The 15,186-nt window shown below is 59.9% G+C and carries 12 protein-coding genes; all 12 read left to right on the top strand.

The window, feature by feature from the left end:
• Positions 1-275: 275 nt before the first annotated feature.
• Entirely contained in the window at positions 276-1,271 is a 996-nt protein-coding gene (locus tag RWV98_RS17235) for a sugar-binding transcriptional regulator (protein WP_280962052.1), read from the top strand.
• Positions 1,261-1,722, top strand: a complete 462-nt coding sequence (locus tag RWV98_RS17230) for a transcriptional regulator GutM (RefSeq protein WP_317862343.1) — start codon at positions 1,261-1,263, stop codon at positions 1,720-1,722. Before RWV98_RS17235 ends, RWV98_RS17230 begins: the two co-directional genes overlap by 11 nt.
• A 199-nt stretch (positions 1,723-1,921) precedes the next feature.
• A complete protein-coding gene (gene srlA / locus RWV98_RS17225) occupies positions 1,922-2,455 on the top strand; it encodes a PTS glucitol/sorbitol transporter subunit IIC (protein ID WP_280962050.1) in 534 nt (177 codons plus the stop codon).
• Entirely contained in the window at positions 2,455-3,471 is a 1,017-nt protein-coding gene (gene srlE, locus RWV98_RS17220) for a PTS glucitol/sorbitol transporter subunit IIB (RefSeq protein ID WP_317862341.1), read from the top strand. Before srlA ends, srlE begins: the two co-directional genes overlap by 1 nt.
• A gap of 57 nt (positions 3,472-3,528) precedes the next feature.
• Positions 3,529-3,897, top strand: coding sequence for a PTS glucitol/sorbitol transporter subunit IIA (locus tag RWV98_RS17215; protein WP_280962048.1), 369 nt, complete (start codon positions 3,529-3,531; stop codon positions 3,895-3,897).
• Positions 3,898-4,048: 151 nt separating this feature from the next.
• On the top strand, positions 4,049-5,341 hold the full coding sequence (locus tag RWV98_RS17210; protein WP_280962047.1) for an NAD(P)H-dependent oxidoreductase: 1,293 nt from the start codon (positions 4,049-4,051) through the stop codon (positions 5,339-5,341).
• Between the two features lie 117 nt (positions 5,342-5,458).
• A complete protein-coding gene (locus tag RWV98_RS17205; RefSeq protein WP_317862339.1) occupies positions 5,459-6,787 on the top strand; it encodes a Cof-type HAD-IIB family hydrolase in 1,329 nt (442 codons plus the stop codon).
• 2 nt (positions 6,788-6,789) lie between these two features.
• Positions 6,790-7,047, top strand: coding sequence for an HPr family phosphocarrier protein (locus tag RWV98_RS17200; protein ID WP_317862337.1), 258 nt, complete (start codon positions 6,790-6,792; stop codon positions 7,045-7,047).
• Between the two features lie 145 nt (positions 7,048-7,192).
• Positions 7,193-8,305 (top strand): alanine dehydrogenase, encoded by a 1,113-nt coding sequence (ald, locus tag RWV98_RS17195; RefSeq protein WP_317862336.1) that lies wholly within the window; start codon positions 7,193-7,195, stop codon positions 8,303-8,305.
• Between the two features lie 301 nt (positions 8,306-8,606).
• On the top strand, positions 8,607-12,446 hold the full coding sequence (locus RWV98_RS17190) for an S-layer homology domain-containing protein (protein WP_317862334.1): 3,840 nt from the start codon (positions 8,607-8,609) through the stop codon (positions 12,444-12,446).
• Positions 12,447-12,742: 296 nt separating this feature from the next.
• Positions 12,743-14,167, top strand: coding sequence for an electron transport complex subunit RsxC (gene rsxC, locus RWV98_RS17185; protein ID WP_317862332.1), 1,425 nt, complete (start codon positions 12,743-12,745; stop codon positions 14,165-14,167).
• Positions 14,155-15,186: an RnfABCDGE type electron transport complex subunit D gene (locus tag RWV98_RS17180; RefSeq protein ID WP_280962041.1), complete on the top strand. Its 1,032-nt coding sequence runs from the start codon at positions 14,155-14,157 to the stop codon at positions 15,184-15,186. The genes rsxC and RWV98_RS17180 overlap by 13 nt, the downstream gene beginning before the upstream one ends.

Here is a 15,186-nt window from a genome sequence, read left to right as displayed (position 1 = left end):
TGCATCACGATCCCTGCATCGCGCGGAACAGATGCAAAAGCGTATGGAAACACATGGAAAAGATGAGGGTAAAAGTGCACAGAAAACCGGCCCCTAAATTGTGTTTTTCAAACAGAGTGCTTACAAATGATAATGAAATCGGCCCCATTTGTACGCATTTTTACATATGTTCAGCACTGAAACTATTGCAAAAAAGATGCATGGGTACTATACTCAAATCAGATCAAGGGAAAACGGAAAAGAACACCAAAAAGTGATAAAAAGAGGGGGATACCATGAGAAAAGTAGTCGATGATCCCCGTTTAATTTACAAATGCTGCAAGCTGTATTATGAGGAGCATATCGGGCAGCAGGAAATCGCCGACCGGCTTGGGATATCCCGCGTTTCGGTTTCCCGGATGCTGGCGGCGGGCCGGGAAATGGGCATGGTCGTGGTGCAGGTGCTCAGCCCGAACAGTCTGGAGTACAGCCGCCTCGAACAGGAGCTGGAGCAGCTTTACGGCCTGAAGGAGGCCGTGGTCGTCGAAAACAGCCCGCTATCCACCCGGTTCGATCATATGACGGAGCTTGGCTCCGCCACCATCCGTCTGCTAGAAACCTACCTGCGCGACGGCGACGTCGTCGGCGTGTCCATGGGTATGACGCTGCACAACGTATGCTGCAGCCCGCGCCAGTCGGCGGACAGCATCGCCTGCACCTTTGTGCCGATCCTAGGCGGTATCAGCTCGGGCCGCAGTTCGACGGTCAACATCCATTCCAACCAGATCGCGCTCGAATTTGCCCAGCTGTTCGGCGCTGAATATGTGGAATTTTTCGCGCCCGCGGTTTTTTCCGATCAAAAGATCCTAAAGGGCTTTATGAAGGAAAAAGCGATGCAGCGCATCATCCAGTATTATAAGGAGATCAAAACGGTCATCATGGGCATCGGCATCCCCAACCGCGCGGGCTCTACGATGATCAAGGCGGGCTATATCACCGCCGAACAGATCAACCAGCTGGTCGAGGAGGGCATCGTCGGCGACCTGTCGCTCCAATTCTACGACCGCAACGGTGAAACGGAACAATATCAGGCGTTTAACGACCGCGTCGCGGGCATGCCGCTTTCGCAGCTGCGCACGGTGGAAAACAAAATCGGCATCGGCAGCGGCCTGCACAAGGCGGAAGCCGTATACGGCGCGCTGCAAGGCGGTTATATCAATATATTGGTAACCGATGAGGAATGCGCGCAGCGCCTCGTCGAATTGGGAAAGGAGAAGCACCATGTCGAATGAACTGAAACTGATCTTTCTGGTGGCGCTCGCATTGTTTGTGATGCAGGCGGTCGGCGGCTGGTTCCAGATTCAAAATTATAAGAAAGCCATACGGCGCATGCACAAGCTCGGCAACGTAGGCGTAGGTCAGACCAAGGGCCGGTTTTTATCCGGCAATCTGGTGCTCGTCGCCTGCGATTCGGCAGGCGTGATCACCGGCGTCGAAGTGATGGAAGGCTTGACCTTTCTGACCCATTTCAAACCCCGGAAGGACTTTCTCGGCCATCCCTTTGTGGGCGCGAGCATCGATTCCTTTTTAGCGCTGTTTGAGACCTTTGATAAAAAACAGCGCAAGCGCCATAAGGGCTACATACAAGCGATCGAAGCGCTGGAACTGCGCCTGAAAAAGCCCGAACTGCTCGAGACCGAGCCCGTGGGCGCGGCCGAACCGGAACCCGCCCCCAGCGTTTGATATAGGAAGCGGCCGGGCTAAGTCCCGCCGCCGTCGGATATGGGGCCCCGCTCCGACGGCGGCAGGACAACGCGTGGTTACGTGTGAAAGGGTATCTCCCGCTGCCCCAAAACGCGGCCAAAGCGCCCGGACCGATTCTATATAGAATCCCGCATAGATACCAGATATAAAGAGGATGATTTTAGAAAGGGGTAACAACATGCAATTTATCACTTGGCTCGCCAACGGCTTTATGTCGTTGTTCCAAGCCGGCGGAGAGACGTTTATGGGATGGGTCACCGGTATCATTCCGATGGTCATCTGCCTGATGACGGCTGTCAACTCTATCATTAAGCTGATCGGCGAGGAGCGCGTTGAGCGCTTCGTCAAGAAGATCACGAACGTCATGGTCCTGCGCTATACACTGCTCCCGATCCTCGCGGTACTGTTCCTCGGCAACCCGATGTGCTATACCTTCGGCCGTTTCGTCGACCAGAAGTATAAGCCCGCTTATTACGATTCCTGCGTATCCTTCCTGCACCCGGTCACCGGCCTGTTCCCGCACGCCAACGCGGGCGAGCTGTTTGTGTACATGGGCATTGCCGCCGGTATTACGACGCTGGGCCTGTCGCTGGGCGATCTGGCTGTGCGCTATTTCATCGTGGGCGTGATCGTCATTTTGATTCGCGGCATCCTGACGGAGAAGATTTACCTGAACATGATCAAAAAGGCCGGACGCGGAGGTGACAACTAATGAAAGCTGTAACGATTCGTCACGGACAAGGCGGCTGGGGCGGCCCGATCACGGCGGTGCCCACCGAGAAGAAAAATAAGATCCTGTGCCTGACCATCGGCGGTATCCACCCGGTTGCGATCAAGCTGGCTGAAATGACCGGCGGCACCGTTGTGGACGGCTTCAAGGGCGGCGCGCCCGACGACGAGGTCCTGATCGCGGTCATCGACTGCGGCGGCACCGCGCGCTGCGGCGTTTACCCTAAGAAAAAAATCCTGACTGTCAACCTCATGCCCTCCGGCGCGACCGGCCCTCTGGCCAAGTTTATCACCGAGGACCTGTATGTGTCCGATGTAAAGGAAACCGACATCAGCTACGCGGACGAAGGCGCGGTCGCGGCCGCTTCCTCGGCTGCCCCCGCCGCTCCCGCCGCGCCCAAGGTCAGCGAGCCCAAGAGCAAGGATCAGGCCAAGGCTGAGATCGCCGCGATGCGCGAGCAGAAGAAGCCCGGCATCATCACCCGGATCGGCATCGGCGTCGGCAAGGTGGTCGGCAAGCTGTTTCAGGCGGGCCGCGATTCGATCGATATGGTCATTCGCAACATCCTGCCGTTCATGGCCTTCACCTCGATGCTGCTCGGCATCATTCAGGCCTCCGGTCTGGGCGATGTGATCGCCAACACCATTTCGCCCCTGTGCTCCACACTGCCCGGCATGCTCGTGATCTCGCTGATCTGCGCGCTGCCCTTCCTCAGCCCGGTGCTTGGCCCCGGCGCGGTCATCGCGCAGGTCGTCGGCACGCTGCTCGGCGCGGAGATCGGCCTTGGCAATATCCCGGCGCAGTTCGCCCTGCCCGCACTGTTCGCGATCAACGCGCAGGTCGGCGGCGACTTCGTACCGGTGGGCCTGTCCCTCGGCGAAGCGGATGAAGAGACCATCGAACTTGGCGTGCCCGCCGTTCTGTACTCCCGCGTCATCACCGGCCCGCTGTCCGTTATCATCGCGTTCGTATTCAGCATCGGCTTGTACGCCGCATAACAATTTCCTTATCATTCAGCCGCGCCGCGGCGCATCATTACGAAGGAGGCAATCCGCATGAAGTACTGTTCCACCATCACCGGTTGGGGACCGGACGCGCTCGGCTTTCTCGAAGACGAAGAGTGCAACTTCCTCATTCTCTTTAACGAAAACGCTCCCGAAGAGCTGGCCGAGATCGCCGTTCTGCATACGGAGGCCGAATTGCACACCGATCCCGCGCCCGGCGATACCCTGATGATCTGTGGCAAGGTGTACGATGTGACCGCGGTAGGCGACGAAGCCAAGGAGACCCTGCGCGCGCTGGGCCACTGCACGCTCAGCTTTAAGGGCGGGGCGGAGCCCGAGCGCCCCGGCTGCATCATGCTGGAGGGCGAAAAGCTCACGGCGGCCGATCTTGCGGTCGGCGGTACCATCGAGATCTATTGATCCCACTGCGGCACGCCTCCAAAAGACGTACCGGTAAAAAGAAAATAGCCTGATTCGCTTGTGACGGCGCGTTTTGCCGCGCCGCCAGTAGGGGAGTACGGCTTTTTTCACCAACGAAAGCTATTTAATTACATAAATGGAGGAAAAAACTATGCTTAACATGAACAACAAACTCATCAAGCGTGAGCAGGAAGGCAAAACGATCCGCACCGGTATTGTCGGCGCAGGCCAGATGGGCCGCGGCATGGTCACCCAGATGGTGCTGATGCACGGCATCACCCCGGCGATCGTATCCGATATTCAGGTACAGAACGCGGTAAACGCGTTTAAGTATGCCGGCGTGGACGACAGCGACATCGTGGTAGCCAAGACCATCGAAGAGGCCAACCGCTATATGGAAGCCGGCAAGTATATTGCCTGTGAGGACGCAAACTTCATTTCGCAGGCCAATCTGGTCGAGTGCGCGATCGACGCGACCGGCGTGCCCGACGTCGGCGCCCGCGTGGCGACCGAGTCGATCAAGAACGGCAAGCACGTGGTCATGCTTAACGTTGAGACCGACGTTGTCATTGGGCCTTACCTGAAAAAACTGGCCGAGGACAACGGCGTGCTGTATACCGGTTCCGCCGGCGACGAGCCGGGCGCCGTTATGGAGCTGTACTGCTTCGCCAAGGCCATGGGCATGGACGTTAAGGTCATGGGCAAGGGCAAGAACAACCGTCTGGCCCGCGACTGCAACCCGGATACCGTGCTGGAAGAGGCCACCCGCCGCAAGATGAGCCCCAAGATGCTCTGCGCGTTCAAGGACGGCACCAAGACCATGGTGGAAATGACCGCCATGTCCAACGCGACCGGTCTGGTACCCGATGTGATCGGCGGCCACGGCATTGCGTGCGACGTGAAGGGCCTGAACGATATGTACCGCCTCAAGGAAGACGGCGGCATCCTGAACAAGCACGGCGTCGTTGAGTTTGTCAACGGTATCGCCCCCGGCGTGTTCGTCACCATCTCCACCGACAATGAAGAGATCGCTTACCAGATGCAGTACCACTCCATGGGCCCCGGCCCGCTGTGGACGCTGTACCGCCCGTACCACCTGTGCAACCTCGAGACCCCGCTGACCGTTGCCAAGTGCGTGATCGACGGCGAGACCACCATCGTGCCCAAGGCCGGTCTGGTATCCGAGTGCATTACGGTCGCCAAGACCGATCTGAAGGCGGGCCAGACGATCGACGGCATCGGCGGTTACACCACCTATGGCTCGATCGCGACCAAGGAAGAATCCGACGCCAAGGGCTATGTGCCTTACGGCCTTGTGACCAAGGGCGCCAAGATGCTCAAGGACGCCAAGAAGGGCCAGCTGCTCACGCTCGACATGCTCGAGCTGGACACCTCCACCCTCATCTATAAGCTCCGCAAGGAACAGGATGCCATGACATTCTAAATCCCTTTCTAGTTTTGCCCACACATCAATTTCCACTCTCTCTGCGGGGCCGCGGCCGGGTGCGCTTTGCCCGGCGCGGCCCCGCGCCCTATCGATATGAAAGGCGGCGGTTTTTGCATGAACGAAAAGCAGGCGATCCGGGCGGTGTTCGTCGATCTGGACGGCACGCTGTTGCAGGGCGTCGATACGGTAACGCCCCGCACGGTGGCGGCGTTCGATAAGCTGCGCGCGTCGGGCGTTATCCCGGTCGTCGCGACCGGACGGCTGGCCTATGAGGCGGATTTCGCCATGCGCGCCATCGAGGCGGACGGCTATATGATCGCCATGAACGGCCTCGCGGTATATGATGATTACCGCACCGGCCACTTGCTGTACGAGGCGTATATGAGCGACAAGGCGGTCTCGTTCATCTTAGAGCGTCTTATGCGCGAAAAGGTATTCTTTCAGGCGTACGCGGGCAACCGCGCCTACTGTCAGGAGGACCGCGCGGGGCTGATATGCTCCTGCGGGATGGATGAAGAGCATGTCCGTTTCTTTTCCGGCACGCAAAAGACCGTTGCCGATCTGCGCGCCTATCTCTCCGCGCACCGGCTGAAGGTGAACAAGTTTTTCGTCAGCGTGGGGGATGTGTCGCAGATCCCGTTTCTGCGCGTCGCCCTGAACGCGATCGAAGGCGTGGTCACGCTGTCCTCGGGCGAGCACTATATCGAGGTCATCCCGGAAGGGGCGGACAAGCGCCGCGCGGTGCGCGCCGTGCGCGAAGCCATGGGCCTTGCCCCGGAAGAGATCATGGTCATCGGCGACAGCGAAAACGACCTTGGCATGTTCGATGAAGCGGTCACCCGCGTGGCAATGGGAAACGCCTGCGACGCGCTCAAGGCCAAGGCGAACTATATCGCGCCCAGCAACCAAAAAGACGGCGTGGCGTGGGCGCTGGAAACCCTGCTGCTCGGCGAGCAGCCCAGCCGGTTCTCCGGCCGTATCGAGATTTTGCGCGCGGAGGAGATCGAGGCTTCGCTCGAATTCAGCACCAGACAGTATCTGGCGGGCGATCTGCGGCTGCCCCAGCACCTGAATTTCCTACTCGATAAAAACGTGGAGATCGGCATCAGCGATTACGACCATTACCACTGGGAACAAGCGCATTACCACACGATCACAAGTGAATACTGCTACCTGCTGTCCGGCGAAACCAAGTATATCGATCTGTCGGACGGAACCGAGTACCATTTCTCCGCCGGGGATTTTTACATCCTCCGGCAGGACACGCCATATGTGCAAAAGTGCCGGGAAGGCTGCCGGCTGCTTTTTGCCAAGGTGCCCGGTCTGAACGACAAGGTGACCATCCGCATGGCGGAGCCGCTCCAGCAGTGGTGCGCGGACTGGGAGGCCGCGTGGTCGCCAGAACAGCAGGCGCAGCAGGACGCATTACAACAGGAGGAATGAATATGACAACGCTACGCTATACCGTGACCGATCCGCTGGGGCTGCACGCGCGCCCGGCGGGCATGCTGGTCAAAAAGGCCAAGGAGCTTGATTGCAAGGTGATGCTTGCCAAGGGTGAAAAAACAGCGGACGCGGCTAAAATGTTCGCCGTTATGGGGCTTTCCGTCAAGGGCGGCGATGAGATCGTCTTTACGCTGGAGGGCGATAACGAAGCAGAGGCCGCGCAAACGCTGGAAGCGTTTTTGAAGGAAAACCTATAATTCATGCATACACCGACGGGTGGGCCGAATTGGTCCGCCCGCCGCTTTTTTTACAAAAAAAGCTTGACAAGAGGGCCGTATGCGCGGAGGATATAAGGGTAGGGAACTTTCCCGGCATGAGAAGACTGGAAAGGATGGGAACACAATGATTATTGGATTGGTCAAAGAAATCAAGAACAACGAATTTCGCGTGGGCATGACGCCGGACTGCGTCAGGGCCTATGTGGAGGCCGGCCACTCGGTGGTGGCGGAGCGCGGCGCGGGCCTTGGCTCGGGCTATACGGATGAGGAATATGAGCGGGCGGGCGCTTCGTTCCGCGCGGACGCCGCCGCCGTTTGGCACGAAGCCGGCATGATCGTCAAGGTCAAGGAGCCGATCGAAAGCGAATACCGGTATTTAAGGGAAGGGCAGCTTCTTTATACATATCTGCATCTGGCCGCTGACCGGCCGCTGACCGACGCGCTGCTGAAGGCGGGCACAACGGCGGTCGCCTACGAGACCATCACGGATGCGCGCGGCGGCCTGCCGTGCCTGATTCCGATGAGCGAGATCGCGGGCCGCATGGCGGTGCAGGAAGGCGCGAAGTATCTGGAAACGCCGTTCGGCGGGCGGGGCATCCTGCTTTCCGGCGTGCCGGGCGTGCAAAAGGCGGAGGTCGTCATCATCGGCGGCGGCGGCGTTGGCACCAACGCCTGCAAGATCGCCACCGGCATGGGCGCGAACGTCACCATTATGGACGTCAGCGCGGCGCGTCTGGCCGAGCTGGACGATCAGTTCAGCGGCCGCGTGCAGACGCTGTACAGCAGCCGCGCCAATATCCTCGCTTCGATCGAGAAGGCCGATCTGGTGATCGGCGCGGTGCTGCTGCCGGGCCGCCGCACGCCCAAGCTGGTGCTGCGCGAGGATCTAAAGCGCATGAAGCCGGGCGCGGTCATCGTCGATGTTGCGGTCGATCAGGGCGGCTGTATCGAGACCACGCACCCCACCACCCATCAGGACCCCGTGTTCACGGTGGACGGCGTGGTGCATTACTGCGTGGCCAATATGCCGGGCGCGGTAAGCCGCACCTCGACCATCGCGCTGACGAACACCACGCTCGGACACGGTCTGGCGCTCGCCACCAAGGGCTTTGCGCAGGCGGTCCGCGACGACGCCGGGCTTGCAAACGGCGTTAACTGCTTTAAGGGCCGCTGCACCTGCCCCGGCGCCGCCGAAGCGTTCGGCCTGACGTGCAGCAATATCATGGAATTGATATAAAATGGTAAGTCGCCGCAGCGCAAAGCTGCGGCGACTTTTTTGCACATCTTTTTAAGGATAAAACCTCCAATTCGTCTTTTTATAGCTTGTGTAGTTTGTATAAAAATGTCTCACATATACACCTGCGGATTGACATGAAAGTGCAAAAACGATACACTAAAAACAATTCAAGGTATCGGAATACCGGAACGGAAAGGGGGTTGCGCGCGCCGGTCGAAAATGACGGCATATGTTCCGCCTGCTGCTGTGAAAATAAATCAGTCCCGTATAGAAAGAGAAGGGACGATAGGAGGAATTTCATATGAAAAACTCCAAATGGCGCGCTTGGGCTATGTGCCTAGCGCTTTTTTGTGGCCTTGTCGCGCCGGTCTCCGCCGGCGCTGTCGGCACGGGCGAGACCGGTACGCCGGATAACCTGCTGCATATCGCCGCGGTCAGCGGTTCGAGAGGACACCGGACAGATGACGGTCCGGACAAAGCGGTGGACAGAGACCGATCCACTTATTTTTTTGCTAACGCAGATGATGCGGAGCGCTATTTATTGCTTGATTTAGGAAAGATCGTTTCGATCGAGCAGTTGGCGCTCTTCTTTTTTCATGAATCGCCCGCGTACAGTATCCTGCTCTCGGATGACGGCGCACATTTTGAGGAAGCGGTGACCGTAACGGACGGCAAGGACGGCAAAAAGGCGGAGCGCGTGTTTTCGCTTTCCTCTTTTCCGCCCGCGCGCTATGTCAAGCTGCTGGAACGGCAAGGCTATCAGATCAACAGCAAGCCTTATAGCTTTGCGATCTATGAATTGGAAGTATACGGCGCGGATTCCACCACGGCGGAGGCGGTATTGGAGCGGCTCGGCGCCCCGACCCTGTCGGATGACGGAACGATGCTGCGCCTTCCGGACTCGCCCGACCCGCGCTATCAGGTGACGCTGTACGGCTGCGAGCCCCGTCAGGTGATCGCGGCGGACGGCACGGTCAGTCAGCCGCTCCGCGATACCGAGGTGAGCGTGTTGTATCAGGTGAGCAGCCTTGCCGACCCGTCCGATACGGCCAAATCGACGCGGGCCCATACCGTGACGGTGCCCGGCGCTTATGCGTCTGGCGGCAATCAGCAGCCGAACGTGGTGCCCGGCTTGCGGGAGTGGCAAGGGGGCGAAGGCGATTTCTGCCTGAACGGCAATAGCGCTTTGGTGCTGTCCCCGCAGGATGCCGCGGCGCTTGACGGCACCGCGGGGCAAATTGCGTCCTTTTTTTCGGATATGCTGAATCGTCCCATTGCGACACGCGTGGGATCGCCCGAGCCGGGCGATGTGCTGCTTCGGCTCGACCGTGCGCTTTCGTCGCTCGGTGAGGAAGGCTACACGCTGAACAGCGGCGATGTCTTTACCATATCGGCCGCCGCGCCGCAGGGCGTATTATACGGCGGCGTTTCGCTCGTACAGGTGCTGTGGCAGGATGCGGCGCATACCCGGTTCCCGCGCGGGCAGGCGCGTGATTATCCGCGTTACGATGTGCGCGGCGGTCTGCTCGATATCGCGTCGGCCTATCTTACGCCGGACGAGCTGGCGCAGCTTTCCCGCTATATGGCGTGGTTCAAGCTTAACGAGCTGCACCTTCACATCAACGACAGCAGCGCCGCTTCCGGAAAATCCGCCTTTCGGCTGGCCTGTGAGGACTTTCCCTTACTGCCCGCTGCGGACGGCTTCTACACCAAGGAAACCTATCAGGCGTTGCAGACAGAGGCCAAAGCCTATGGAATCGAAGTGGTGACCGAAATCGTCGGCCCCGCACGCGGCGCGTGCTTTGCAAACGCCGCCGAACTGCCCTTGGATGAGACCGGCGCGTTCGATATATCTTTTCCCGAAGCCTTTAATCTGACCGCCCGCTTCTTGCAGCGATTGACCGATGCGTATCTGACCGGAGACGACCCTTTTTTGCAGGGCGCGTATTACGACGTCGGCGCGGGGATCTACGGCGAAGCGAACGGACCGGCGCTGGCACAGCTTGCGGATGCGCTGGCAGACCGTGCGGGGGCAGCCGGGAAGCAAGCGCGAGTCTGGTATATGAACGGAATCAAAGATATGCGGTCCGCCGCGGATATCCTGTTGTGGCCGGACGATCCGGCGGCGGCGCGAACCGCGTTTCAAACCGGCCGGGGCGTTATCGACGTTCGCCGCTCCCTGACACAGCTTTCGACCGGCGGAAGAAACGGTTTGCCGGATCATTTCGACCTTGCCGCGCAGGTTGACCGGTATGCGGTCGAAGACCTTGCCGTGTCCGCCGGTATCTCGCCCGCCGATCCGCAAACGCGGGGCGCGATTTTCTGCCTTTGGAACGAACAGGCCTCTTTTGGCGGCGGCTATGCAGCCGTCGACCTATTTGACCGGATGAAAAACGCCGTGGCGCTGATCGCGGAAAAAACATGGTGCGGCGATGGGGACAAACAGACGGGCGCGCGGTTCGCCAGCCGCTTTGAAAAGGTCGGCGCGCGGGCGGGCAACGCCGATCCGGGCCGTTTCGTCGCCTCTCAAACAGATATGCTGGTTGATCTGGACTTTGCATCGAACGGCGCCGACCGCACGGAGAACGGCCGCGACGGCGTGGCCGAGGGGGGCGCGACGTTTGACACGCTGGAAGGTAGGCCCGCCCTCTGTCTCGATGGAACCGGCGCGTTAACGCTCCCGGTCGCTGCGATCGGTTATCCCTATACCGCCCGCATCGATATATTTTGTGATACGGAAATGTCGCCCGACACCCTGCTTTACACAGGCGCGGACGGCTCTTTTTATTGGAATGTGGAAGAGACGGGCTGTCCCGGCTATCGGCGCGGCGACTACACCTTTTGCTTTGACGGCGCCAACCTGCCCGCCGGTCGCTGGTGCACACTGGTGCTGACCGGCGACCGGAACGGTACGGCCCTTTACATAGACGGTAAAAAGCAGGGCGGCCCCATGCTGTATGACACGTCCATGCCGGGCGTGATGCGCCTGCCGGATTGTTCCACCTTTCTATTGCCAACCGCCTATCTTGGGAAAGGCATGACCGGCGGTATCGGCGCGCTTACCTTATATAATAGAGTTTTGACGGAGCAAGAGATCGCGGCGCTCACCCCAGCCCTGCCGCCGACCAACGTACCGGATACGCCGACCGAGCCCGAGCAACCGGAGCCGCCCGGCCCATCCGAACCTCCGGCCGATCCGAGCCGACCGGGCGGCGGCACCGGGAGCGGCCCGTCCGGCGGTATCGGCGCGGCGGCCCAAGAAACGCCGCCGGCCGAGCATACCGTGACGCTGCAAAACGGTACCAAGCGAACCGAAACCACTGAAACGGACGGCACCCGGCGCATCAGCGACCTTACGCCCTCCGGCGTGCGTATCGATACGCTGATCTCGCCCGAAGGGGCGACGAGCGCGGCCGTTACCGTGCCGGACGGCGCGCCGCCGCTTACCGTGACCATCCCGGTCGATTCGCCGCGTTCCGGGTTGGTGCCGCTGGCGCATCTGCCGGACGGCGGCGAGCGCGTGATTCCAAAATCCGCCGTATCGGAGGAAGGCGTGGCTTTTTTGTGCCACGCGACCTGCTCGCTGCGCATTGTCGATCAAGACAAAACGTTCAGCGATATGGACGGCCGAAGCTGGGCGAAGGACGCGGTCACCTTTGTCGCGGCGCGCGGCCTGTTCGGCGGCATGACGGAAACCACCTTTTGGCCGGACGGCGGTATGAGCCGGGGCATGCTTGCAACCGTGCTGCACCGATTGGAAAGCTGCCCCGCCGCCCAAGGAGACGGCGGATTTGACGATCTGGCCGCAAACCGCTATTATTCCGAGGCCGCCGCATGGGCGGCCGAAAACGAACTGATCCGCGGGATCGGTCCGGATTTTGCGGCAGACCGACCGGTATCGCGCGAACAGCTCGTCACCATCTTGCACCGCTACGCCGGAAGCCCAAGCGTGGCGGGCCAATCCGTCCTTCCCAGTAACGCGGAACCCTCTGATTGGGCGCTTCCCGGGGTGCGGTGGGCGCGGGAGAAGGGGCTGCTCACCGGGCGGCCCGACGGCTCGCTCGATCTAAAAAGCCCGGTTACCCGCGCCGAAGCAGCCGTGATGCTGGAACGGCTGGTTGTCCAGCTGCTCGCCGCGTAAAATTCCCAAAAGTATACTTTTTACGGTATGATTCGGCAGCGTTCGCGCGCGGCGGCCGTTCAGTATTTATTCACAAATCGACCGTTACACTTCACCACAATTTACCCATTGTGCGCAAATTTTTTTTGCATTGAGGCAAGTTTTTTGAGTTTCGGGGTTGCTTATTGGGGGTAAACAACAGTATAATCTACTATGTAAGGCTGTGTGAAGGCGCTGCCTAACCATATCGTTTGAAGATGGAGCCGAAGGGGCTCCCTTCGGTTCTTCTTGCGCAAAAAAATAGAGAGGTGAAAAACATGGTGTATTCGTTCCGTGGCGGCATTCATCCCGGTACCCACAGCGATCCGGGATACAAGGCCGCGACAAACACCAAGCCGATCGAGAAGCTGGCGTTGCCTGAGAAGGTAATACTTCCGGTTTCTATGCACATCGGCGCTCCGGCGAAGCCGATCGTTTCGGTCGGCGACATCGTGGATTTGGGCCAGACGGTCGCCGAGGCGGGCGGTTTTGTCTCGGCGCCGATCCACGCGACCGTGTCCGGCAAGGTCACGGCAGTAGCTCCCATGCTGCATCCAAGCGGCAACAAGATCCTTTCCATCGTGATCGAAAACGACGGCGAGGACCGGCTCCACGAATCCGTGCATCCGTATGACTTTACGGCAATGACAAACGAGGAGCGCATCGAACATATCCGCAAGAGCGGCATCGTCGGCCACGGCGGCGCGACGTTCCCGACTCACGTCAAAATCCAATCCGGCATCGGCAAGTGCGATACCATCATCGTAAACGGCGCCGAATGCGAACCCTACATCACGTCCGACCACCGTCTGCTGCTCGAGCGCCCCGAAGAGGTCGTCGAAGGCCTGAAAATGCTGGCCGATCTCATGGGCGTGCAGACTGCGATCATCGCGATCGAGGAAAACAAGTCCGATACCTTCCCGAAGCTGCAGGAACTGATGGCATCCGACCCGCGGCTGAAGCTCTACCCCTTAAAGTGTAAATACCCGCAGGGCGCGGAAAAGCAGCTCATCAACGCCTGCACCGGCCGCGAGGTTCCCTCCGGCAAGCTGCCGGCGGACGCGGGCTGCGCCGTGTTCAATGTGGATACCACGGGCGCTGTCTACCGCTGCTTCGCGCAGGGCATGCCGGTCATCCGCCGTATCGTTACGGTTTCCGGCTCCGCCGTGGCGGACCCCAAGAACCTTGAAGTCCGCATCGGCACGCAGATCGAAAAGCTGATCGACGCGTGCGGCGGCTTTAAAGAAGCGCCCAATAAGCTTCTGATGGGCGGCCCGATGATGGGCGTGGCACAGTACTCGCTCGAAATTCCGGTGTTTAAGGGCACAAACGCGTTCCTCGCTATGTGCGGCGAAGAGGATAAGCGCGTGGAAAACCCGCAGTGCATCCGCTGCGGCAAGTGCATCGGCGCTTGCCCGATGCATCTGCTGCCCATGTACATGAACGTGTATGGCAAGGCGGATAATCTGGACGAAGCGGCAAAGTGCGGCATGATGGATTGCATCGAGTGCGGCTCGTGCGCCTATGTGTGCCCCGCGCGCATTCCGCTGGTGGCCCAGTTCCGCCTGTCCAAGGGCAAGATACAGGCGCAGCGCATGGCCGCAAAGGCCAAGGCGGACGCTGAAAAGGCAAAGGCCGAGGCCGAAAAGGCCGCCGAAGCCGAAAAAGAAGTAAGGAGGGGAAAACGAATATGTATGATTTAAGTAAAGTCGTCGTCACCTCCTCGCCCCACATCAAGGCGGAGGACGACACCCGCAGCCTGATGCTGGACGTGCTGATCGCGCTGATCCCGGCGCTGGCCGTCGCGGTGTTCACCTTCGGGCCCCGCGCGCTCGTGCTCACCATCATTTCGATGGTGTCCTGCGGCGTGTTTGAGGCGCTCTACTGCAAAATAGTGCATCAGCCCGTCACCGTGCGCGATTTGTCCGCCATGGTCACCGGCGTGCTGATCGCCTTCAACATCCCGGTCGCGGCGCCCTGGTGGATGCCCGTGTTCGGCGGCCTGTTCGGCATCATCATCGTGAAGATGCTGTTCGGCGGTCTGGGCAAGAACTTCATGAACCCGGCGCTCGGCGCGCGTGCGTTCATGATGGCTTCCTGGCCGGCGCTGATGACCGCTTGGGTCGCGCCGAAAGCCGCGGTCGACTGGATCAAGAATGTCGCCGTGACCGATGCGATCTCCACCGCCACCCCGCTTGCCAACATGAAGGCCGGCCTGCTGCCGTGGGTGCAGAACGGCGCGAACCCCGCGCCCGTTACCGGCATGATGGACCTGCTGCTCGGCCAGTCCGGCGGCGTCATCGGCGAGACCTCCGCCCTCGCGCTGATCGCGGGCGGCCTGTACTTACTGTACCGCAAGGTCATTACCATCAATATCCCGGCGGCTTACATCCTCACCGTTGCGGTCATTACCTTCCTGTTCCCGATGGGCGGCCAGCCGCGTCTGGAATGGATGCTGGCGCAGGTGCTTTCCGGCGGCTTGATGCTCGGCGCGATCTTTATGGCGACCGATTACGTCACCAGCCCGGTCACCCCCAAGGGTCAGGTCATCTTCGGCATTGGGTGCGGTCTTTTAACCGTGTTCATCCGCTATTTCGGCGGCCTGCCGGAGGGCGTATCGTACTCCATCCTTATCATGAACACGCTGGTGTGGGCGATCGACAAGGCCACCCATCCCCGCAAGTTCGGCTACGCTTTAGAAAAGAAAAAGGAGGCGCAGTAA

It is taken from the genome of Agathobaculum sp. NTUH-O15-33 (genome assembly GCF_033193315.1).
Classification (GTDB): Bacteria; Bacillota; Clostridia; order Oscillospirales; family Butyricicoccaceae; genus Agathobaculum; species Agathobaculum faecihominis_A.
The sequence above is the reverse complement of the archived record's forward strand: the minus strand, read 5'-3'. Positions and strand labels throughout refer to the sequence as shown.

Coding starts and splice junctions, on each gene's coding strand:
- RWV98_RS17235 (WP_280962052.1), top strand. CDS start 276: ATGAGAAAAGTAGTCGATGATCCCCGTTTAATTTACAAATGCTGCAAG.
- RWV98_RS17230 (WP_317862343.1), top strand. CDS start 1,261: ATGTCGAATGAACTGAAACTGATCTTTCTGGTGGCGCTCGCATTGTTT.
- srlA (WP_280962050.1), top strand. CDS start 1,922: ATGCAATTTATCACTTGGCTCGCCAACGGCTTTATGTCGTTGTTCCAA.
- srlE (WP_317862341.1), top strand. CDS start 2,455: ATGAAAGCTGTAACGATTCGTCACGGACAAGGCGGCTGGGGCGGCCCG.
- RWV98_RS17215 (WP_280962048.1), top strand. CDS start 3,529: ATGAAGTACTGTTCCACCATCACCGGTTGGGGACCGGACGCGCTCGGC.
- RWV98_RS17210 (WP_280962047.1), top strand. CDS start 4,049: ATGCTTAACATGAACAACAAACTCATCAAGCGTGAGCAGGAAGGCAAA.
- RWV98_RS17205 (WP_317862339.1), top strand. CDS start 5,459: ATGAACGAAAAGCAGGCGATCCGGGCGGTGTTCGTCGATCTGGACGGC.
- RWV98_RS17200 (WP_317862337.1), top strand. CDS start 6,790: ATGACAACGCTACGCTATACCGTGACCGATCCGCTGGGGCTGCACGCG.
- ald (WP_317862336.1), top strand. CDS start 7,193: ATGATTATTGGATTGGTCAAAGAAATCAAGAACAACGAATTTCGCGTG.
- RWV98_RS17190 (WP_317862334.1), top strand. CDS start 8,607: ATGAAAAACTCCAAATGGCGCGCTTGGGCTATGTGCCTAGCGCTTTTT.
- rsxC (WP_317862332.1), top strand. CDS start 12,743: ATGGTGTATTCGTTCCGTGGCGGCATTCATCCCGGTACCCACAGCGAT.
- RWV98_RS17180 (WP_280962041.1), top strand. CDS start 14,155: ATGTATGATTTAAGTAAAGTCGTCGTCACCTCCTCGCCCCACATCAAG.